This is a genomic window from Elusimicrobiales bacterium, from assembly GCA_041651175.1.
GTDB lineage: Bacteria > Elusimicrobiota > Elusimicrobia > Elusimicrobiales > Elusimicrobiaceae > JAQTYB01.
Map to the genome: position 1 here is coordinate 1 of JBAZJT010000007.1, position 20,659 is coordinate 20,659.

Annotated in this window: 16 protein-coding genes; 1 reads left to right on the forward strand and 15 read right to left on the reverse strand. The window is 61.5% G+C overall.

Going from position 1 to position 20,659, the window contains the following annotated elements; genetic code table 11:
• Window positions 1–306 precede the first annotated feature (306 nt).
• Window positions 307–3,687: a protein kinase gene (locus WC421_05275; GenBank protein MFA5161636.1), complete on the forward strand. Its 3,381-nt coding sequence runs from the start codon at window positions 307–309 to the stop codon at window positions 3,685–3,687.
• A gap of 243 nt (window positions 3,688–3,930) precedes the next feature.
• Here WC421_05275 and WC421_05280 read toward each other — a convergent pair whose 3' ends face one another.
• The 15 genes from WC421_05280 to aepX form a co-directional block, all read right to left on the reverse strand.
• Complete coding sequence (locus WC421_05280) at window positions 3,931–4,662, reverse strand: hypothetical protein (protein ID MFA5161637.1); 732 nt, start codon at window positions 4,660–4,662, stop codon at window positions 3,931–3,933.
• Window positions 4,663–4,738: 76 nt separating this feature from the next.
• Window positions 4,739–5,452: a hypothetical protein gene (locus WC421_05285; protein MFA5161638.1), complete on the reverse strand. Its 714-nt coding sequence runs from the start codon at window positions 5,450–5,452 to the stop codon at window positions 4,739–4,741.
• Window positions 5,453–5,918: 466 nt separating this feature from the next.
• Complete coding sequence (asd, locus tag WC421_05290; protein MFA5161639.1) at window positions 5,919–6,827, reverse strand: archaetidylserine decarboxylase; 909 nt, start codon at window positions 6,825–6,827, stop codon at window positions 5,919–5,921.
• Window positions 6,818–7,411 (reverse strand): CDP-alcohol phosphatidyltransferase family protein, encoded by a 594-nt coding sequence (locus WC421_05295; GenBank protein MFA5161640.1) that lies wholly within the window; start codon window positions 7,409–7,411, stop codon window positions 6,818–6,820. Before WC421_05295 ends, asd begins: the two co-directional genes overlap by 10 nt.
• Window positions 7,405–8,391 (reverse strand): ketoacyl-ACP synthase III, encoded by a 987-nt coding sequence (locus WC421_05300; protein MFA5161641.1) that lies wholly within the window; start codon window positions 8,389–8,391, stop codon window positions 7,405–7,407. Before WC421_05300 ends, WC421_05295 begins: the two co-directional genes overlap by 7 nt.
• Complete coding sequence (locus WC421_05305; GenBank protein MFA5161642.1) at window positions 8,388–9,386, reverse strand: 3-oxoacyl-[acyl-carrier-protein] synthase III C-terminal domain-containing protein; 999 nt, start codon at window positions 9,384–9,386, stop codon at window positions 8,388–8,390. Before WC421_05305 ends, WC421_05300 begins: the two co-directional genes overlap by 4 nt.
• Window positions 9,373–10,437, reverse strand: coding sequence for an iron-containing alcohol dehydrogenase (locus WC421_05310; GenBank protein MFA5161643.1), 1,065 nt, complete (start codon window positions 10,435–10,437; stop codon window positions 9,373–9,375). Before WC421_05310 ends, WC421_05305 begins: the two co-directional genes overlap by 14 nt.
• Window positions 10,434–11,132, reverse strand: a complete 699-nt coding sequence (locus WC421_05315) for a phosphocholine cytidylyltransferase family protein (protein MFA5161644.1) — start codon at window positions 11,130–11,132, stop codon at window positions 10,434–10,436. Before WC421_05315 ends, WC421_05310 begins: the two co-directional genes overlap by 4 nt.
• Window positions 11,129–13,714, reverse strand: coding sequence for a PEP/pyruvate-binding domain-containing protein (locus WC421_05320; GenBank protein MFA5161645.1), 2,586 nt, complete (start codon window positions 13,712–13,714; stop codon window positions 11,129–11,131). The genes WC421_05315 and WC421_05320 overlap by 4 nt, the downstream gene beginning before the upstream one ends.
• Window positions 13,711–15,180 carry a radical SAM protein gene (locus tag WC421_05325; GenBank protein ID MFA5161646.1) on the reverse strand — a complete coding sequence of 490 codons (1,470 nt, stop codon included), beginning with the start codon at window positions 15,178–15,180 and terminating at the stop codon, window positions 13,711–13,713. The genes WC421_05320 and WC421_05325 overlap by 4 nt, the downstream gene beginning before the upstream one ends.
• A complete protein-coding gene (locus tag WC421_05330) occupies window positions 15,177–16,058 on the reverse strand; it encodes a UbiA family prenyltransferase (protein ID MFA5161647.1) in 882 nt (293 codons plus the stop codon). The genes WC421_05325 and WC421_05330 overlap by 4 nt, the downstream gene beginning before the upstream one ends.
• Window positions 16,055–17,482, reverse strand: coding sequence for a radical SAM protein (locus WC421_05335; protein MFA5161648.1), 1,428 nt, complete (start codon window positions 17,480–17,482; stop codon window positions 16,055–16,057). Before WC421_05335 ends, WC421_05330 begins: the two co-directional genes overlap by 4 nt.
• Entirely contained in the window at window positions 17,475–18,611 is a 1,137-nt protein-coding gene (gene aepY / locus WC421_05340) for a phosphonopyruvate decarboxylase (GenBank protein ID MFA5161649.1), read from the reverse strand. Before aepY ends, WC421_05335 begins: the two co-directional genes overlap by 8 nt.
• A complete protein-coding gene (locus tag WC421_05345) occupies window positions 18,608–19,585 on the reverse strand; it encodes a GNAT family N-acetyltransferase (GenBank protein ID MFA5161650.1) in 978 nt (325 codons plus the stop codon). The genes aepY and WC421_05345 overlap by 4 nt, the downstream gene beginning before the upstream one ends.
• On the reverse strand, window positions 19,558–20,514 hold the full coding sequence (gene aepX, locus WC421_05350; GenBank protein MFA5161651.1) for a phosphoenolpyruvate mutase: 957 nt from the start codon (window positions 20,512–20,514) through the stop codon (window positions 19,558–19,560). The genes WC421_05345 and aepX overlap by 28 nt, the downstream gene beginning before the upstream one ends.
• Window positions 20,515–20,659: the final 145 nt, after the last annotated feature.

Below are 20,659 nucleotides of genomic sequence, written 5' to 3' on the forward strand. Positions count from 1 at the left end.
ACAGAATTCTGCGCGAAGCGGAGGAAAAAGACACGGTAAAATCAATCAAAACGGGAGGCATGGCAAAAAATATCCCGACGGAGCCACGACGAGAGATTTCAGGCTCATTATTCAATTAGAAAATGCTATTCCTTAGTGTGCAAAATGCCGACAAGATGCCATCTGAACACACCTGTTAACAGTCCCGATTTTCTCATGGAATATACAATGCAAAGGAGTTATACCAAAAAAGCAAAATTGCGCTCCCACTGCGCTGTCCGGGCCGTTGCGAAAAGCGCGCGCAATTGTTGCTATAATTAAAGTGAGATGATGCGTGTAATCGCGCCGGTCAAACCGCTGCTGAAATCCGGCAGGGCTCTCGCCCTGATGGCGGGGGCGCTTTTGTATTCCTGTTCCGCGTTCGCCGCGCAGGAAGCGCCTTTCAAAACCCTTTCCGGCCATGCCGGCGGGGTCTGGGCCGTCGCTTTCTCCAGCGACGGGAAATATCTGGCCTCCGCCGGACAGGACAGCGCTGTCATCATCTGGGACGCGGCGTCTTTTTCGCAGTTGAAGGCCCTGCGCAGGCACACAAAACCGGTTACCTCCCTGTCTTTTTCGCCCAACGGGAAATATCTGGCTTCCGCCGCGCGGGACAACAGCGTCGTCATCTGGCGCACCGATATAATGGATGCCGCCGTTACGGTAAAGGCGCATACCAAGTCTGTTCTGGCGGCGGCTTTCTCGCCGGACGGGAAATATCTGGCCTCCGCCGGAATGGACGGGACCGTGCGCGTTTTCCGCAGCATAATTTTCAGGCCTGTGAACGTTATTACCGAGACGGCAAAGCCGTTCTGCATCGCCTTCTCCCCGGATTCGCAGCTGCTGGCCGCAGGCGGCGAGGACGGCGCGCTGCGCCTCTACGACGGGCGCACATTCAAACTGGTCAAGTCCGCCGCCGCGCAGCCGGATTATGTGTGGGCCGCGGCGTTTTCTCCGGACGGGAAATACCTGGCCACCGCGGGCAGGGACGGCTCCGTCAGGGTCTGGGCGATGCCGGATTTGACTCTTGCCGCCTCCATGCCCGGGGACGGCAAACCAGTCGCCGCGCTGGCGTTTTCGCCCGACGGGAAATATCTGGCCTCTGCCGGGGAGGGTAAAATCGTAACCCTCTGGCTGGCGGGGGATTTCAAGCCCGCGCTTACATTGCCCGGTCATGAAGCCGCCGTGGGCGCGCTGGCATTCTCGCCGGACGGCAGATACCTCGTCTCCGGCGGGGAGGACAAGACGGTGCGCGTCTGGCAGGTTCCAACGCCGGCACAGCTGGCGCATCAGCCTCCCGCCCCGGCTGCCGCCGCGCCTCAGCCGAAAAAAACCGAGGAGCCGGACCCCTCCCGCAAAAACATAGACGAGGGAAACCGGCTGCTGACTTTTTCCGCGCTGGAGCTTAAATCCAATTCCGCCGCGCGCGAGCAGTTCCGCCAGGCCCTTTCCATAAAGGAAAGCGCCGAGGCGCGCGACGGTTTCAACCGCGCCGACAGAATGGTGCGCAAGGGCTACACTTTGGCGGGCGAGGCTGCGGGAGGCCTGCTTCTGGCGCTGGGGGCCGCGATTTTCGCGCTGCTGCGGCGCAGGAAAAAGGCCGCGCCGGATAAAGCCGCCTCCGGCGATAAAATTCAGAAGCTGCTTGCTTCAGGCAAGGCCGGGGCCGCATTGAAGGCCTGGCGGGAATATGCCGCCTCCGGCGGCGACCCGGCCGAAATAGCGGAGGAAACGCTGTTCGGGCTTTTTGACAAAAATTCCGTTTGGGATTCGCTTGAGAAAGACGCGCTTCCGGCGAAGTATTGCTGCGCTTTCTCCAGAAAACTGCTTGCCGCCGGCAATATGGGCGCGGCGTGGCTGATGTTTTCCAAATTCAGGGCTGGCTATTCGGAACCGTATATCCCGGCCCTTATAAGCGAGGAAGAGACGCTCAAACTATACGCCTCCTCCCCTTCACCCGCCGCCATAGACAAGGAACCCATATCTCCCGCCGGCGCGGCGGCCTACGGCGCGCAGCTTGCCGCATACGGCAAAAAAGACGATGCCGCCGCCGTTTTGCTGCGAAAACAGGTTTTGTGCGCCGATATTCCGGCGGAGGCTGCAAAGGGCGCGGTTTCGACGCTGGTGGCGCTGGGCAAAGAAGGCGAGCTGCTGAAATTGCTGGAATCCGAAAAATGCGCGCAGGCGGTTTATTCCGCGGCGGCCTCGGCGTTTGCTTCCTCCGGCAAAAATGAAAATACGGCAAAGGTTCTGGAATTTCTGTCCGGCAAGCACGGCGCGCTGGCGCAGGGCGATGCTGAAACCCTTGTTGCCGCATGCAAGACGCTGGACAGTCTGGATAATATCCGCCTGGAGCTTATCCCCCCCGCCGCGCGGGCCGAACTGGCGCAGGCTCTCTTTGACGCGGACAAGCCCGCCGCCGCTTTGAAGGCGCTTTCCTCCGGCGGGCGCGGAACATGGGGCGACAGCGAATACGCGCTGTGCGTGCAGCTTTATTCCAAACTGGATATGTATGATTTGGCCGAGGAAATGGCCACCTCGCTTCCTCCCGAAAAAGACGCCGGCGTTTTGCCTGAATTTTACTACAGCCTTGCCGAATATGCCGAGCGGCAGGGCAAGCCGCTGCGCGCGCTGGAGATATACAAGCAGTTCGCCGCAAAAGGATTGGATTTCAAGGATGTCGTAACCCGCTATCCCGCGCTGCGCGACAAGCTGGCCGAGCAGGGCATACGTTTAACCAGGCCGCCCGTTCGGGAGGAGGCCGCCCTTCCGGAGGCCGCCGCCCCGCCGCAGCCAGCCGCAGAGGCAAAGCCGGAAGCCGCCCCGCGTTCCGGCAAAAAACGCAACGCGGACGAGGACACCCGCCGCGTCGCCCTGCTAAAGGGCGGCAAGATGGAGCTTATAAAGGAAATAGGCCGGGGCGGCATGGGCATAGTCTACAGCGTGTTTGACAAGACGCTTAACCGCAAGGCCGCGCTGAAACGGATGAGGGAGGAGCTTTACATCTCCGGCAAGGAATCCGACAAGTTTCTCAACGAAGCGCGCATGGCCGCACAGCTAAGCCACCCGAACATAGTGGTGGTCTACGAAATTATAGAGCATGAGGAGATGGCCTATATCCTCTTTGAGTACATAGACGGCCAGTCGCTTCAGCAGGTGCTGGAGAGTTCGCCTTCCGGGATGCGCTATAACGAGGCGCTGCGCATAGTGGAGCAGGTGTGCAACGGCCTTTCCTACGCGCACAATCACAACGTGATACACCGCGACCTCAAACCCTCCAACATAATGCTGGCAAAAGACGGACTGGTCAAGATAACCGATTTCGGCATAGCCCGCACCGCCAAGGACACTATCATGCGGCTTACCGGCGCCTCCACGGGCACGCTGGCCTACATGTCGCCGGAACAGGAACTTGGCTCCTGCGATGTGCGCTCCGACATATACAGCCTCGGCGTGATGATGTACGAGATGCTCACCGGCGACCTGCCTTTCCGCGGCCCCAATTTCTATCTGCAGAAGGAAAAGATGGTTTTCTCGCCGCCGTCGGAAATAGCGCCGGAGCTGCCGCGCGACATAGACGCCGTCATCGCCAAATGCCTGGATGCGGACCGCAGCAAGCGCTACGGCTCCGTTGACGAGCTGTTGCGCGAGCTTGTCGGCAGGCTTTGAATTTGACCGGCTGCCGCCTCGTAAAATAGCGGCGGGATGAAACGGCGCCGGTATTTTCCACAGCCCCGCCTCATTCCGCCGCGATATTTAAAACTCGGGATGCTGAATCGCCGACTATGGCTGCCAGCGCCATGGCTTGGATGCGTTCCTCTACACCGGCTGCCAGCACGTTAGAACCCACAAGAAGGCTTGGCGGCGCAGCCAGCATCATCCCAGAGACTGGGGACACTTAGTCCGAAGGCGCTAGTTGCGGCCATATATGCGAGGCAGGCCTTCGGCGCCCCATGGCTTAGAGAAGTTCCTTCCTTCTACACCGGCTGCCAGCATGGGACCACCCGCAATAAGGCTCGGCACCGAAGCCAGCATCGCACCACTGACGGCACTTCCGGTGGGGAAACTTAGTCCGAGGGCGCCAGCTGCGGCCACATATCCGGCGACACCTGCGCCTACTACACCCACCGCTGAGAGAGCTAACCCCGCGGCTATCATAGTTTTGGGGTGTTTTCTCCCCATCTCAGTAAGTTTGTCCATGGCTTTGTCCATTACGCGCGTAGCCTTGCCTATTATGCTCTTGTTGCGTGAAGCTGCCTCATTGGACGCTCCCGCCACACCACTGCTATCAGCCGCATGGGCTTTGCCGATAGGATTCAGACTGCTGAGAGAGAACTTTCTTTTACCGTTACTCTCGCTGCTGGCGGATTTCAAAGCCGGAACAGCCATCGCCATCTTTTTGCTGCCGGTGCGGGAACGGGCTATCGCCGCCGCGCTGAACCGTCTGGCCGATTTTGAGCGCGAGGAGGAGCCTCCCCCCATGTAAACGCCGCCGCTTCCGTCGCCTGAGCGCGACGAAAACCTGGAATTGCCCGCAGATTCTCTGAACTTAAGGCCGCTGCCCGCCTTGTCGCTTTCCAGCCCGGCGAACGCGCTGCCGCATATCATCATTCCCGCCAGAAAACATGCTGTCAACTTTTCCATAATCGCGCTCTCCATTCGGCACAGGACGATACAACCGCATTTGCTTGGACAGTGTGCCGACATCTATTCGTCCGTCTTAATACTTGGATGCGACAGCCGAAACCTGTTTCAAAGCTTTGTCAATCGCAGCGCTATCGGCAACTTTCCTGGCTGCTATGCGCGTAAGGTCTTCATTCACTACCTTGTCTATCCATTTGGCAAGCTTGCTGATTTGCCCCGATTGCTCGGCAATTTGGCTCGATTGCTGGGCAATTGTTGTACGCGCTTTGCTAAGTTCCTTGGCCGCCGCTGCGCCTGCCGCCAGTTTCCCTTGCAGCTTAATAGCTCCGTATCCCCCCACCGCGGCGGCTGCGGCTAATGCGGCTCCCAGCAGGACTTTCTTTCCCGTGGGGCTGGTCGCGGCTTTGGCCGCTTTTGAAGCGAGGTTGCGCACAGCCGCCCCCGCCCTTGAGAAAATGGACGGCTTGCCGCCCGACTCATTGGATGCGGAGCTGGCAGACGCCTGCTGCGTTTTAGCAAGAGCCGGCACTTCCATCGCCAGCTTTTTGCTGCCGGTGCGGGAGCGGGATATCTCGGACGCGCTGAACCGTCTGGCCGATTTTGAGCGCGAGGAGGAGCCTCCCCCTATGTAAACGCCGCCGCTTCCGCCGCCTGAGCGCGACGAGAACCTGGAACTGCCCGCCGATTCCCTGAATTTAAGGCCGCTGCCCGCCTTGTCGCTTTCCAGCCCGGCGAACGCGCTGCCGCAGACCATTATGATTGCCGCGAAACATGACATCAGCTTATTCATACCTCACCGCCTCCTTGTCCCGCCAACCGATTTTTTGTCTTCACGCAGTAGTCTAGCAGGGATTCTTCATTTTTTCAGGGGCCAAAGGACCCATACGGTCGCTACGACACACCCGTTTTTTGAAAAGCTGTGGTGTGCTTGCCCGGAAATCGCAGTTGAGTAGCGGAATTCGACGAAAAATGGCTTCGCATCTCCGGCACAAAAAAGTGTTTACAGGCCTGCGGGCCTGCTCGCACTTTTTTGTGCCGAATCTGCTTCGCCCTTTTTCGTCTCGGTTCTCGCTATCAACTGCGATTTCCGGGCTTGCAAACGACAACGGCAGGCAAAACGTTGCAAATGGCCTGAGCCGGTGTTTTTCTTTTTTTGCGCCCGCAGTGTTTCGTGTGGTTCGTGTGTTTCGTGGTTAAAAGTCGTTGAGCCTGTCTAGCCTATAACAATGCCGGTTTTCCCAGACAGTAAAATCAACTTATCCGGGAGCAAGTCTATAGCCCGTTTTCTCCCCCATTTTCACCAGTGTTTCTATGCCCTCGCGGGAGCGCAACGCTATATCCGCGTCAACTTCCGCCATACCTGCTGCCAGAACCAGTATTACGGTTGACGCGCCGAATTCAAAATATCCTTTTTCCTCGCCCCTTGAAAAGGAGCCGCCCTCCGGCTTTGACTGGCATATTTTCCCCACCCGCATCGCGCCGACATCAATATGGACGACGTCGCCGAAATTTTCGGTTTCCAGCACGCACAGTTCGCGGTAATTCACCTCAAAGACGGGCGCGCCGCTTGAGAGGCACAACGGATGCACCGAATGCAGCCTGCCGCCCAGCCTGCGGACGGGGCCGTGCCACCCGTTGTCTACATAGCAGAAGCGGTGATAGTCCGCCGGCGCCAGCCGGAACACCAGGCACAGCCCGCCCTGATATTTGCCGGCAAGCGTATTGTCCCCCAGCAGCGCGCGCACGGAAATGGCGCGCCCCTTTACCGGAACGGCGGTATCCCCGTCCAGCCGGTAGGCCAGCAGCCGCCCGTCGCAGGGCGCTATCAGCGCGGCGGGATTTTGGTCCACGGGGCGCAGCCCCGGCTTTAGCCTGCGCGTGAAAAACTCGTTGAAATCGCGGTACTGGTCCGGCGGCTTTTCCGCCTCGTCTGCGCGGACGCCGTAGGTTTTGATGAAAGCCTCTATCCCGGCCCGGCTGGATTTGGTCCGCTGGAAAAACCCGTAAATTTTTGAATAGTAAATCCGGCTGTAGAGCAGCCATGTCAGCAGCCGCCCGAACCAGTGGCCGTAATGGAACAGCAGGAAATTGCCCTTGAAAACGGTTTCCTCCGTCATCTTGCCGGAGGCGCGGTCAAAAAGCGGTATGCGTGGATTTACAGCCATACAATCGTCAGCAGGGCAGCCACCGCCGCCAGAACCGCCCTGGCGCGCTGCGAGAGCCTCGGGATATGGAAATCCAGTATGAACAAAAACGCCGCAGCCGCCGTTGCGGCGCGCAGCCACCATATAAAAGCGGTTGCCGGCATAAATAGCCGCGCCAGCAGCGCCGCCGGGAAAATCCATGCCGCGAATGTAACCGGCAGCCCGCGATACCCCTCCCCTCCGCCGGAGGCAGCCAGCGCGTTGAAATAAGCCAGCCGCGCCGCCGCGCAGATGCAATAGCCCGCAAGCAGCGCGGCGTCCGCCGGGGCCTGCAGCCAGAAGCCGCGCAGCAATACCGCAGGCGCAAGGCCGAAGGCGGCCATGTCCACAATGCTGTCCAGATGAAAACCGAAAGACTTCTCAAAATCCGTGCGCGCGCGGGCCTTGGCGATTGTGCCGTCGTAGAGGTCGCAGACGCCGGACCATAGCAGGCATATTACCGCCGCCGAGGGCCGATTGGCCAGCGTGAAAAAAGCCGACAATGCCGCCAGCGCGCAGCCAGCCAGCGTCAGCGCATTGGCGGGGTTCCAGATGCCTATCACCATGTGAAAGCCGCCGCCGCGCAGCCGTAGCCCACGCCGGATGCGAGAATAAGCAATTTCCGCCCGGCCCGGAGCCTGCCTTTTTCACGCGCGTCGTCCAGCGCTATCGGGATGCAGCCGGAGCCGCAGTAACCGTAGCTGCCGGCGGTGTCATGCGATATTTCATCCGGCCAGCCCAGGCGCCTGCACAAAGTTTCTATGTTCTTGCGCCGGGACTGGGTCAGAAACGCCAGTTCCACGTCTTTTGCGTCCCAGCCGGCTTTCCGCAAAGCCTTTCCGGCGACCAGCGGCCAGTTTTTGAGGTTTATGTCGCTTTTGTACGGCTCCACCGTTTTCAGATGCTGGAACCCCTGCGCCAGCGTTTCCGGCGAGAATCCCTTCCAGCTTCCCCCGGCGAAAATGCCCCAGCGCCACCAGTGGCTGCCGTCGCCGCATATGGAAAACCCGCAAAGCCCGCGCCCCTCCCCCCCGGAGGAGAGAACCACCGCCCCCGCGCTGTCGCTGAACATCAGCCGGCTCAGCACATCGTCCGGCGCAAGCGCGCGGGAGTAGAGGTTTCCCCCGGCAATCAGCACATGGCGCAGGCTTTGGTCGCAGCACATAAGGCTGTCCGCGGCAACCAGTGCCGAGACAAAGCCGGAGCAGGAGCAGTTGAGGTCAAAAAACCCCGCGTTGTGCGCGCCGGTCTCGCTCTGCACACGCGCCGCCGTAGGCGGCGAGACGAAATCCGGCGTGTCGGTAACGCAAATCAGCAGGCCTATGTCTTCCGGCGCAAGTCCGGCGGAGGCTATGGCTTTTTTTGCCGCGCGCGCCATCAGAGTGGAAACGCAGGTATCCGCGTCCGCGCGCCAGCGGACGGCAAAGCCGTTTTCCTCCGCCGCCTCAAATACCGGGGAGGACGGCTCCGCTCCGCATTCGCGGGCGATATCTTCGTTGGAAAGCCTGGTTTCGCCGAAAGCCCGCCCGGTTCCGGTTATAATCATAAAATCAGCGCCGCCGCGCTTATCGCGTATCCCGTGCCGGAAGTCAGTATAATCGTTTTCCTCCCCGGTTTTAGCAGCCCGTTTTCGCGCGCGTCGTCCATGGCCACCGGCACGCAGCCGGAGCCGCAGTAGCCGTACTTGTGTATCGTATCGTGCGAGACGGAAAGCGGCCAGCCGAATCCGGCGCACACCGCCTCTATATTTCTGCGGCGCGACTGGTTGAAAAACCCCAGTTCCACCTCTTCCGGCCTCCAGCCCGCTTTTTCAATGACATCCCGCGCCGCGAGGGGCCAGTTCCTGACGTTTATGCCCTTCTCGTAAGGCTCCACGGTTTTCACATACTGGTATCCCCGCGCCAGCGTCTCCGGCGAAAACCCTTTCCAGCCGCCTCCGGCGAAAATACCCCAGCGGCGCCAGTGCCGCCCGTCGCCGCGCATGACCGAGGCGCAAATCCCGCGCCCCTTTTCCGGCGAAGCCGATAACAGAACGGCCCCCGCGCTGTCGCTGAACAGCAGCCGGCCCGCAACATCGTCCGGCGCAAGAAAGCGGGAGTATATATTGCCGCCGGCAACCAGCGCATGGCGCATTCCGCCGTCGCGCCTGAGCATGGCGGAAGCGGCGGCCAGCGCCATCGCAAAACCGGCGCAGGTGCTGTTGAGGTCAAAAAAACCGGCATTGCGCAGCCCGGCCTCGTGCTGGACGCGCGCGGAGGTTGGCGGCGCGGTGAAATCCGGCGTGTTGGTGGCGCAAATCAGCAAATCCACGTCTTCCGGTTTCACCGAGGCGCGGAGCAGCGCGTTTTTTGCCGCCTCTGCCATGAGCGTTGAAGTGAAGACGTTTTCCCCCGCGCGCCAGCGGACGGTGTAGCCGTCTTTGTTGGCGGTTTCCAGTTCCGCCATGGAAATTCCGCATTCGCGGGCGACCGTATCGTTGGTGATTCTCCGTTCGCCCAAGGCGCGGCCCGTGCCGGTTATGACTGCGCTATAATTGCTCATCTACCAGTTCCCACAATCGGGTTTCATTGATTGCGCTGTTCTGTCCGCGCCCGCTTTCCGCGCCGCAACGCCGCATATCCGCCAGGTCGGAGCGCGAGACGCCCAAATCCCGCAATGAAGGAACGCCAAGCCGCGCGGTGAATTGCGAGAGTTTTTCCGCGCCGAATTCCGCGATTTTGTCCTTGTCTTCAGCCGCCCCCGCCACAAGCGGCAGCATCACCCCGCAGGCCAGCCCGTGAGGAACGCCGCGTTTGAGCGTCAGATAATACGAAAGCGCATGCGCCATGCCGGTTCTGGTGTTTGAAAATGCCAGCCCCGCGCGCAGCGCAGCCAGCATCATTTGCGTCCGCGGCTCAATACCGGGCGGCTCCCGCAACGCGGCCGGCAGGGATTCCAGCGCGCCTTTTGCGGCGGCAAAGGCCAGCGTATCCGAAACCGGATTCGCGTTTTTAGACCACAAAGCCTCAAGCGCATGCGCCAGCGCGTCCAGCCCGGAATGCAGCGCCGCGTCCCTCGGCATTGAAAGCGCAAGCTCCGGGTCGCAGACCGAGGCCTGCGGCCATAAACTCTGCGATTCCAGCGAGTATTTGCGCCCCGCCGCCTTGTCCCATACCACCGCCCACGGCGTTACGTCGCTGCCGCTGCCCGCCGTGGCCGGCGCGGCCAGAACCGGCAGCCTGCGCGCGGAAAACGGCTTGCCTTCCAGCCAGAGCGCGCGCTGGCGCGCGAATGCCGCCGCCGCGCCGCCTTCCGGCGGGGCGGAGAGTATTTTTGCCGCGTCAATCGCGCTGCCGCCGCCGATAGCGATTATGACTTCCACAGGCTGCGAGTGGACAGCCCCGTAAAGTTTTTCCAGCTCAAAAACATCCGCCCCGCCGGATACCGCGAATACCCTGCGGTTGCCCGCCGCAAGTTTTTTAACCGCCGCCGAATCCGCAAGCGAGCGGCAGGTGATTATAGCGGCGGCGCGGTTTCCTGCCAGCCGCTCCAGCGCGGGACCGGCCTCGCAGCCGAATTCAATGCGGACGGGATTATGAAAAATGAAGCTCATTTGAACAGCTCCCGCGCGACTCTGTAATCATCGGCAAAATCTATCTCTTTCCAGCACAGCCCGCCGGTGGGAACGCAGCGCACTTTCCCGCCCGCGCGCGCAAGGCGCAGATAGGCAGCCATGTCGTAGCTGCCGTGCCCGCCGGACATAAGCTCGTCCTCAATCGCCTTGAAAAAACCCCGGCTGTCCCGCACAAGCGATATGCCGGTCCATTCGCCATCCGGTTTTGCGATGTCCTTGCCTCCGTCCAGCAGCAGCCCGCGGACGCTGACGCGCGCCTTCATCGCCTCCGCGTCAACGGGGCCGAAATCCACCGCAAGGCAGGCCGCCTCGCCGGCCCGGCAGCCGCGCAGCGCGCCAGTCAGGATTTCCGGCTCGTAAACCAAATCGGCGTGCAGCGCGGCAAACGGCCCGCCGCCCGCAAAATCCCGCGCGAACCACAGCGAGCCCATATTATTGCACAGCGGATAAAACGGGTTGACGATAATGCGGCAGCCCCTGCCGTGCCGCGCGATTATCTGCTCTTTTTCAAAGCCCACTATAATTCCGATGTCTTTTATGCCGCAGCCGCGCAGGATTTTCAGCGAACGGCCCAGCAGAGTCTGCCCGCCCGTTTCCAGCAGGCATTTGGGTTTTTTGCGCGTCAGGGGATGAAGCCGCGTTCCCCTTCCCGCCGCCATGATGACGGCTTTCATCCGCATATTTTCACCGTTCCCGCATTGCCGTCAACCTCAACCGTCTGGCCGGAGGATATTTTTTTAGCCGCCTCCGCCACGCCCACCACTGCCGGTATGCCCATTTCCCGCGCCACCACGGCGGAGTGGGACAACACGCTGCCCTTTTCCACCACCAGCGCGGATATGGAAGGGAAAAGCGGTATCCAGCCGGGGTCGGTGCGTTCGGCCACCAGTATTTCGCCGTTTAAGCCGCGCGCGTCCGCGCCGGAAAGCGCGACCCGCGCGGTTCCCTTCGCGCTGCCGGGGCCGCAGGGGGTTCCGCGCAAAACGCCGTCCGCGCCGCCGGTTGCGGCGGCGCGCAGCGGCGCAAAGCGCAATGCGCACACGTCGCCATAGGCGTAAAACCGTCCGGGCGGCTGCTGCTTCAGATGCTCCTCATGTTCCTCTTTTCGCAGCGCTATCAGCCGCTTGACATGGCGCAGGTCCGGCGAGCGGCCCTCGGCCAGTTCAAATATCTCCGCAATCTTGAGAAAGAATATGTCCGCAGGGTTGTCTATAACCCCGTCCGCGTGCAGGTTGCGCCCGGCGGAGTTAACCAGCCGCCGGACAATGCCGAAATACTTGCCGCGCAGGAAGCGCAGTTCCTCCCGCGCGTAAACATGATAGCGCGTCCGGCGCAGCGCAAGGCGCAGCCGCAACCCGCCGAAAAACCCTGCGCGCGCGAACACGGCGGCCTCCGCCTTTGCGCGGGTCTTTGCCTGTGCGTCCAGCGATTTGCCCAGAATATCCGGCGGCTTTGCCGCATAGGCTTTAACCGTCTCAAAGAGAAAATCCGGGTTCTCGCGCAGGGTGTCTTCCTCAAGCTTGAGCTCGTTCATGCAGCGGCAGCCGTATTCCTCAAGGAAGGCGGAAAACCGTTTCCGCAGCTCCGGCCATTTGCCGGTTTCCAGTATTTCCACGCGCAGTTCCAAGGGCGATTTTGAGGCGAACAGTTCCCGCCATTGCGGGTTGCCGCGTATTTTACCGGCAATGGCCGCCATTTCCAGCGCGGGGCGCAGGCTGGCTATGGAGCCGCCGCCCCCCAGCAAATCGCTGTAAAGCGCAAGACATTCCGGCCCCAGCGCGGCAAGCAGCCGCCGCAGTTCCCCGCTGCAGCGCAGCACGCCTATGGCGTTTATAATCTCCGCGTCCCAGCGGGCGGAACAGTTGCTGAAAACTTCGCGGTAGGCGGCGAGCAGCTCGCCATTGCCCATCCCCGCAAAATCGCTTTTAAGCCAGCGCGCGTTCTGTTTATGGAAATTTGCGGCGAATTTTTCCGCGCCCCGCCGCGCCGTCAGGATTTTCCAGCGCAGCAGCAGCCCGGCGCGCATCTCCTCCGTGCGGGTCGCGCGGCGCAGCGCGAAGCCGCCGCCGCAATCCTGCGCGCCTATCATGCGGTTATGGTCGGCTATGGTGCTTTCGGGGCCGGGAATGAGGCTTAAATACGCATACCAGTTGAGCAGATTGTAATAAACCCTGCCGCCGGACGTGCCCAGCATGTTTTCCAGCAGCGCGGCATTGGCCTCAAGGAAACCGCGCGAGAATCCCAGCCGCTCCAGCACGCCGGAATATGTGGCCCGGAAACTTTCGCTTATAAAAGAGAATGTCAGCGGTTTTACCACCCCGGCATAGCTTTCCACCACATTGGAATTGTCAAAAAGCGCATGACGCGGTTCTTTGCGCAGGCCGGAGAAAGCCGCTATCGTCCGGGTTTGCAGTATGAAAAGCTCATCGCCCCTGAAGCAGAATTCAATATCCTGCGGGACAAAGCCGCCGGCTGTCTTTTCAATTTCCCGGCAGGCCCGCGCCAGCTCGGCCAGTTGCTTTTTGCCAAGCGCGGGGCGCAGGCGCAGATTTTCGTCCACGTTGATTTTCACAAGCCCGCGCCCGAATTCCTCGTTGAAAACCAATTTTTCGCGCTTGTCGCATATCGTTTCGGAGAGTATATTGCCTTCCCCGTCCAGCGTCCACAAGTCCGCGTCCAGCGCGCCGGAGACCAGCCCCTCCCCCATCCCGTAGACCGCGCTGACAAGCATTGTCTCCGGGTCGCCGGTAAGCGGATTCGCGGTGAACGCCACGCCGGAGACATCCGCCGCCACCATCTCCTGAATGATGACGGCGGCCCGCGTTTTCCCGCGCAGTTCCCGCGCGCGGCGGTAGGCCGCGGCGCGCTCCCCGAAGGCGGAGCGGTGGCAGCGAAGTACGGTTTCAAGCAGATTGTCGTCCACCGGCTGGAACAGGAAGCTGTCCAGCTGCCCGGCGAAGGAGTGCTGCGCCGAATCCTCGTCCGCCGCCGAGGAACGCACCGCGACAAGGCGGCACATTCCCAGCTTTTGCCGCGCGTCCGCCGCGAATTGGCGGCGCTGCCGCATGTCCGGCGCGTATTTCGCGCCGCCGGGCAACCGTTCAAAACCTTCGGCTGTAACCGCCGTCCATTTCGGGACGCGGACGCCGCAGCCCTCCAGCCGGGCCAGATTATGCGCCTTGCCGCCGGCCAGCGCGCGCGAAAAATCCTTCTCCGCGAAAAACTCTCCCAGCCTGATGTCAGTCATTGTTGTCATGTCTGTTTCACCGCGCTTTGCGCCAGTTTCGCGTCATAAACCATGGCGGCGCGACGCTTGGCGCGCTGCGGGTCCTGCCGGCGGGCGTTCAGGTTCAGTTCGGCGTTAAGCCCGTCCGCCCAGAGCTCAAATTCCTCCGGGCCGGAAAACCCGTCCGCCCTTATGGCGGAGCGGCGGTAATTGCCCGCCCGCCGCGTGTCAATCCCCGGCCACCAGAGGTTTTGCGCCTCCGCCATGCGGTAAAGCGGCGTGCCGGGCAGCGGCGCGGCTATGGCAAGCGAAAAGCTGTCCGCCCCGCTTTCGGCGGCGGTTTTTGCGGTAAGCTCCATCTCCGCGCGCGTTTCTCCGGGAAAACCCGCCATCCAGAAGGTATGCACGAACAAACCCGCTTCTTTGGCGGCGTCTATGGCGGGGCGGAATTCCTCCGCGCGCAGCCGTTTGCCTATAATCCCGTCCAGCACGCGCTGCGAACCGGATTCGCAGGCCAGCGTTATCTGATAGCAGCCGGCCCGCTTCATGCGCGAAAAAAGCGCCTTGCGGTCTTTGGCCTGATAATCGGCGCGTATCCCGTTGGGCGTGCACCAGGGCAGGCCCAGCCGCTCAAGCCCGGAGCAGAGTTGGTTTATATGCTCCGCGCTGGCGGTGAGGGAATCGTCTTCAAACTGTATTTCCTCTATATTGTAGCGCGAAACCGCGCCGGAAATCTCCGCCAGGACGGAGGCTGGGTTTCTGAGCCGCAGCCGCCGCCCCCACACCGAGGGCGTGGAGCAGAAAAAGCAGTTTTCCGGGCAGCCGCGCGAGGTGATTACGTTAAGCACCCGCCTTCCCGTGGATTTGGAGGAGTGGAATTTTCCGTGCCGGAAATAGCCTTCCATATCCATCAGATGCCGGGCCGGCTCCGGCAGCGAGTTTATGTCCGCCGCCGGACGCTTGCCCGAAAGCCGCAGTTCCCCCCCGCGCATTGCCGCCGCGCCGGGGACGGAGGCCGCGTCCGCGCCGGATGAGAGAGCGCCCAAAAGCTGGCCGAAGGCGGCGTCGCATTCGCCGCACATCGCATAATCCGCGCCGGAGGCCGCCATTTCCAGCGCGCCCCGGCCAAAACCGGCGGAATAATCCAGCAGCACGCCGCTTGAGTGCGCGCCGCCCAGTATGACCGGCGCGCGCGGCGCGGCGGTTTTTGAAATTTTCGCCAGCGCATAGGCGTCCCGCGCCGCGCTGGAAAACGGAATTGTTATCCCCACAAAATCCGGACCGAAATCCGCTATCGCCGCCGCCGCTTCGCCGTCGGAGCAGCCGAGAAAGCCGTCTTTTGACTCCCCCGCCAGCGCGGCGTCAAAAACGCGGACGGAGAATCCCTCCTGCTCCAGCATGGCGGCGATATAACCCAGCCCCAGCCCCGGCTGAAGCCGGTTTACGCCGCCCGCCTCTCCCGCCATCCGGGGAGATATAAGCATCACTTTTTTCATGCAAGCCCCGACAATGCCAGCAGCCCGCACACCGCCAGCCTGTAGCGGACGGACCAGACCGTCATGTTCAAGTTGCCGGTTTCAGGTCGCAGCAGGAAGCGCGCGCAGGCGGCTGCAAAACCCGCCGCAAACAGCGCCGCTCCGATTGCCGCATAAGCCGGAATTCCCAGCCAGCCGGCGAAAATCGCCAGCAGGGCGCAATGCCCGATACCCAGAGCCAGCGCCGCCGCAGCCGCCGCGCGCGGCCCCATTATGGAAGAATATGAATCAAGCCCTTCCCGCTCCTGCCGGGGCGCGAAGGTTTTGCGCGCGAATTCTATGGCGTAAACCGGCATCATCATCCAGGAGGCGATGAAAAGCTCTTTCCCCCCCCATGCTCCCAGCCCGTGGTAACGCGCCAGAAAAGCCATTGCGTAGATATTGAAAAGCAGATTTACAGGGCTGTGCGTCGCCAGGGCAAGCAGCCTGTTGCCCGAAATCAGCCCCGGCATAAAAAACCATTTCGCCATCAGGACGAGATATGCGGCCACGACTGCCATGTAGGCCGGCGCAAGCGGCCAGAGCAGGTTCAGGGCCAGCATCGCGCCGATTAAAACGCGCTCCAGCAGCGCAAGCTCGCGCTCCGAAATCCGCCCGGAGACAAGCGGCCTGTCCGGATAAAAACGCTTGTCGGACTCAAAGTCCTTGATTTCGTCGCGCGCGCGTATCGCCGCGCCCATAAGCTGCGCGCAGACGACCACCATCACCGTCGCCATTGAGTATTTCGGGCTCAGCCCGTGGGCGCGCTGCACCAGCGCGTCCAGCGCGCAGCCCCACAGGACGAAAGCGGTGAAAAAAAGGCATCTTTCGCGCAGGAACGAAATCCAGCGGCGTATCATTTGCGGCTCCGCAGCGAGAAATAATCCAGCATGAAGCCCACGGCTCCGGCAAGACTGAGCCTGTACATCCGCCTTGCCTGGGCCGAAAACAGAAGCACAAACAGCGCGTCAAAGACGGGGTTGCGCGGCAGCTTCGCCAGCCGCCTCACAAGCGGCGCAAGCCGGGGCAGCCGGACTGATATTATAGAAAGCTTGCACAGGTTAAGCGCCGGGACAATATCCGGCTGGCGCAGCCGGCTTTCCAGCATTTCGTTGACGCCGGAGTCCGGCTTTGCAAGCCCGGCCTCGTCTATGTAACCGGCGGCTGCGGCTTCTTTTGTAATCTCCAGCCCCGGCAGCGCCTGAAACACCAGCGGCACGAAGAAATCGGGCCGCATTTTCAGGTTAAGCTCCACGGTTTTGGCGGCCTGCTCCAAGGTCTCCCCCGGCAGGCCGAACATGTTGTAAGTCAGGAATTTGATTTTGTGCTTTTTGAGCAGGCGCGCAAGCTCCAGCAGCGCGGCGTCCGTGGTCTGCTTGCCTAGCAGATTGCGGCGCAGTTCCTGGTCGCCGGTTTCCACGCCCAGGCGGATATGGTCGCAGCAGCCTGTCGCAGCTATTGCGGAAACCACGGCCTCGTCCGCCAGTTCCGCCCGCAGGTTGATGGTGAACGGAATGCGTATTTCCCTGCCGTAGCGGCCCAGGAATTCCAGCGTCCAGGCCTTGTCGCCGTTAAACGTGCTGTCCAGAAAAGTGATGAACTTCACCGGCATTTTCTCGCGCATGGAGGCAAGCTCCGCCATGCAGCGGTCAACCGATTTCAGGCGGAGCCTTGAGCGCAAAGGGTCTTCCCGGTACACCTGCTTGAATTGCGGGATGAAACAGAATTTGCAAGAGAACGGGCAGCCCTTGGAGGTGTATGCGTAATAGCCGCCCTGCTTGAGATATTGCGGGAAGCGGAAATAAATTTCGCGGTCGGGGTCGGGCAGCGCGTTGATGTCGGCCAGCGGGCGTAGCGGGTTTTTGACGACCGCGCCGCCGTCCTTACAGTGGATATTGCGTATTCCGCGCCAGTCCTGCCCGGCGGAAAGCTTGTCGGCCAGTTCAAGCAGGGAGCCTTCACCCTCGCCGATGTTTACAAGGTCAAAATCGGTCTGCTCCAGATATTCCGGGAAGAATGTCGGATGCGGGCCTCCGGCGGCCAGCAGCGCTTTCACGCCCGCCGCTTTCAGCGCGCGCGCGGCGCTGGCGGCCCAGGCGCGCTGCGGCGTCATCACCGTCATGCCGATTATGTCCGGCTGAAAGCGCGCAATCTCCTCCAGCGGGGGCGCGGGAGAAGCTATGGCGGCTTCGCAACGGTGCCCGGCGGATTTAAGCACGGCGGAAAGCTGCATCGCCGCCATGCTCTCGTTAAGCCCGCTTTGCAGAAAAAGAATTTTAGCCATTCAAAAATTCCATAAAACGCTCTTTCAGCTTCTCCGGCGGGATTGCCGGCCTGCCCAGCGGATGTTTGGAGCCGGGCGCGACGGGCAGATGCACAAATTCAAGCCCGCCTTTGCCCCGCCAGCGCGCCAATTGCCGCTTCAAATCGGCGATTCCGCCGCAACGGCGGACGCGCGGATAGCCCAGCGCCGCCGCCGCGCCCGCTATATCGGCGGAATCCGACAATGTGGGCTGGCCGCCGGTGGAATCGCAGGTCCCGTTGTCCAGCACGATATGCAACAGGTTCGGCGGCGCGGCGCGGGCGACAGAGGCCAGCGCGCCAAGCCGCATCAGAAGCGCGCCGTCGCCGTCCACCGCTATTATTCTGCGCCCGGGGCGCGCCAGCGCAACGCCCAAAGCCAGCGAGGACAGGCAGCCCATGGAACCAACCATGTAAAAATTACGCGCCAAATCGCCAAGCTCGCAAAGCTCTCTGCCGGTTTTGCCCGTCGCGGCAAGAATGGCGGTATCCCCTCCGGCGGTTCCGGCTATTGCGCGCAGCGCGTCCAGCCGGCTGGGAGCTTGCGAATATGCGCCGGTTATCGCGGCGCGCCGCCGCGCCTGCGGGCGCGGCGTCGGCGAAAGCGGCGCGGAGTTGAAAACGCCGTCCCGCACTATGAACGCGAAACTCCCGCCGCGCGCGATATGGCGGAAAGCCGTCTCAAGCTGCGTGCGCGCCCTGGCGGAATTTGGCGAAAGCAGGGCATGGCGCACTTGCAGCAAATCCAGCATTTTCCCGGTGATGCGGCCCATGAGGCGGTGCTGCGGCTCGTCTTTTACGCCCGGCTCGCCGCGCAGGCTTATGAAGGCCAGCAGCGGTATGCGGAAAATATGATGCAGCGACGACAGCGGCGAGGCCGCATTCGTCAGTCCGGAATTCTGCATCAGCACAATGCCCAGCCTGCCGCCCAGATGCAGGCCCGCGCACAGCGCGGCGGCGTCGCCCTCGTTGGAGGAAATCAGGTAATCGCCGCCGTTTATGGCGGAATTTATAAGCCCGCCCAGCGAGGAGCAGGGCACTCCGGTGAATAAAAAACAGCCGCGTCGCTTAAGCTCGCGGCCAAATCCGGCTGGGTCAAGGCCGGCGCTCATGTCAAATCCCTGCCGAAAACGGCATATTCCGCTATTGTCATATTCCTGCCCGTGAAGTTGCGGAACAGGCTGGATTCGTGCATATGGTGATGCACGCAGAATTGCGCCCCCGCGTCGCGCGCGGCGGAATGCGCGCAATAGGCCAGCGCCGAGCCTATTCCCCTGCGGCGGTGATTTTCGGCCACGGCGACCAGCGGAACCACCCACTGCTTTGGGTTTCGCGGATTCCGGTAGTGCAGTATGAAGCCGCAGGCCTCGCTCCCCCGGAGGCAGACGTCCGCCACAGGCTCCGTTTCGCTTAAAAACGACAGATACACGTCGCGGAAATAATCGCGCCGCAGCGGGGCGTAATACGGGACATGCGCGAAGGAGGCTTTGGTCAGCTCAAACATCGCCTCCAGCGCACCGCGCCACTGCTGCCCGAAAAAACGTTCAAACCTGTAGCCGCGCCAGAGGCAGTTGTCCAAATGCTGGCCGTACCTCTCCGGGTTCAGCGCTATCAGGTCGCTGAAATAGCGCTGGCGGATGCGCCAGCCCAGTTCCGCCGCGATACGCGGCATATGCGGCGGATTGTCCGGCTCCGGCGGGATTTGCCCGTGCTGCCAGCCGGAGATTTTCCATTTGTAGCCCATGCCGGTGGAATAATTGACCGGCCCGTCAACGGCGCAGGCGCCGAACTCGCGCGCAGCCGCCTCTATGCCGGGAAAAAGCCCGCGCGCGGCGGCCATATCGTCGGGAAAATCTATATAACCGAAAAGGCAGGTTTTGGCGTCCAGTTCCGGGTTGAGCATGGCCACGGCCATGGAATCGCGCGCCTCCACCAGTTTCCAGGAAGAGAAAGTGTTAAGGATGTCAGCCGCCGCGCCAAAGCGGGCGCGGACCTTTTCAAAATCCGCGCAAACCGGCGGGACGCCGCGCACGGCGTTGCGCGCGGGGGCAGGCCCCGTCATTTCGCGCGCTCCCGCGAGCAGCATTTCTGCGTGATGGGCCTGACACCGCAGGATTTGCGCGCGCCGGCCATGCCGCGCGGGAAGTATTTATCCTCGGCTTCCATCAGCTCGGCTGCGTTCTGAAGCGCGAAAATCTCGTCCAGCGGCGCTATTTCCCCTTCCAGCGCGGCCACGGAATTGTCGCTGAATATGCGCTGCGCCGCCTTGCGCATCGCCGCTACCGAGGCGCGCATCAGATGGTTGGCCCATATCACCGCGCTGATGTCCATTGCGGCGAATTCCTCCGGCGGCGTGCGCCAGTATTTCGTGGGGACTATAATCACCGGATGCCGTTTGCCCCAGCATTTGGAAAATTCCGCTATTTCCCCGGCGTCCTGGCGCTTGCTGTGGACCAGAATCGCGTCCGCGCCAGCCAGGCGGTAAGCGTCCGCCCGGCGCAGCGCCTCGTCAAGGCCCCTTCCCATGACGAATGCCTCGGTTCTGGCGACGACAACGAAGTCGGCGTCGCGCTGGGTGTCCTTGGCGGCTTTTATTTTGCCGCAAAACTCTTCCACGCCCGCCAGATGGGTGGCGTCGCAGTCCACGAAGGAGTTGTTTTTTGGGAAAATCTTGTCTTCTATACACAGGCCGGCGATACCGCGCTGCTCCATCTTGCTGACCAGCCGGCGGACATTGTTGAAATTGCCGTAGCCGGTGTCGGCGTCCTGGAGGACGGGGATATTCACGGCGTCATTCATGAATTCCACAATTTCCAGCACCTGCGTCCAGGAGGCTTCGTTTGCGTCGCGCACGCCAAGCGACGCCGCGATGGACAGTCCGCTCGCCCAAAGCCCCTTGAACCCCGCCTGCTCCGCTATTTTGGCGGACAGGCCGCTGTGCGCCTCCATCAGGAATTCGGTGCGCCCGGATTGTATCAGCTTTCTCAGTTGAGTCGTTTTTTTCAAGTGTGCCATGCTTGTCTCCCGCCGCTGATTAAATTATCCCAAAATACGGCGAAATCCGGAAGGGCCGAAGGTCCCAGGTGATTGAGTTAAATTTGACAGTGGGAGGCTAAAGGCTTAGAATAAATCGTCCCGCCTCAATAGGATTTCCAACTAA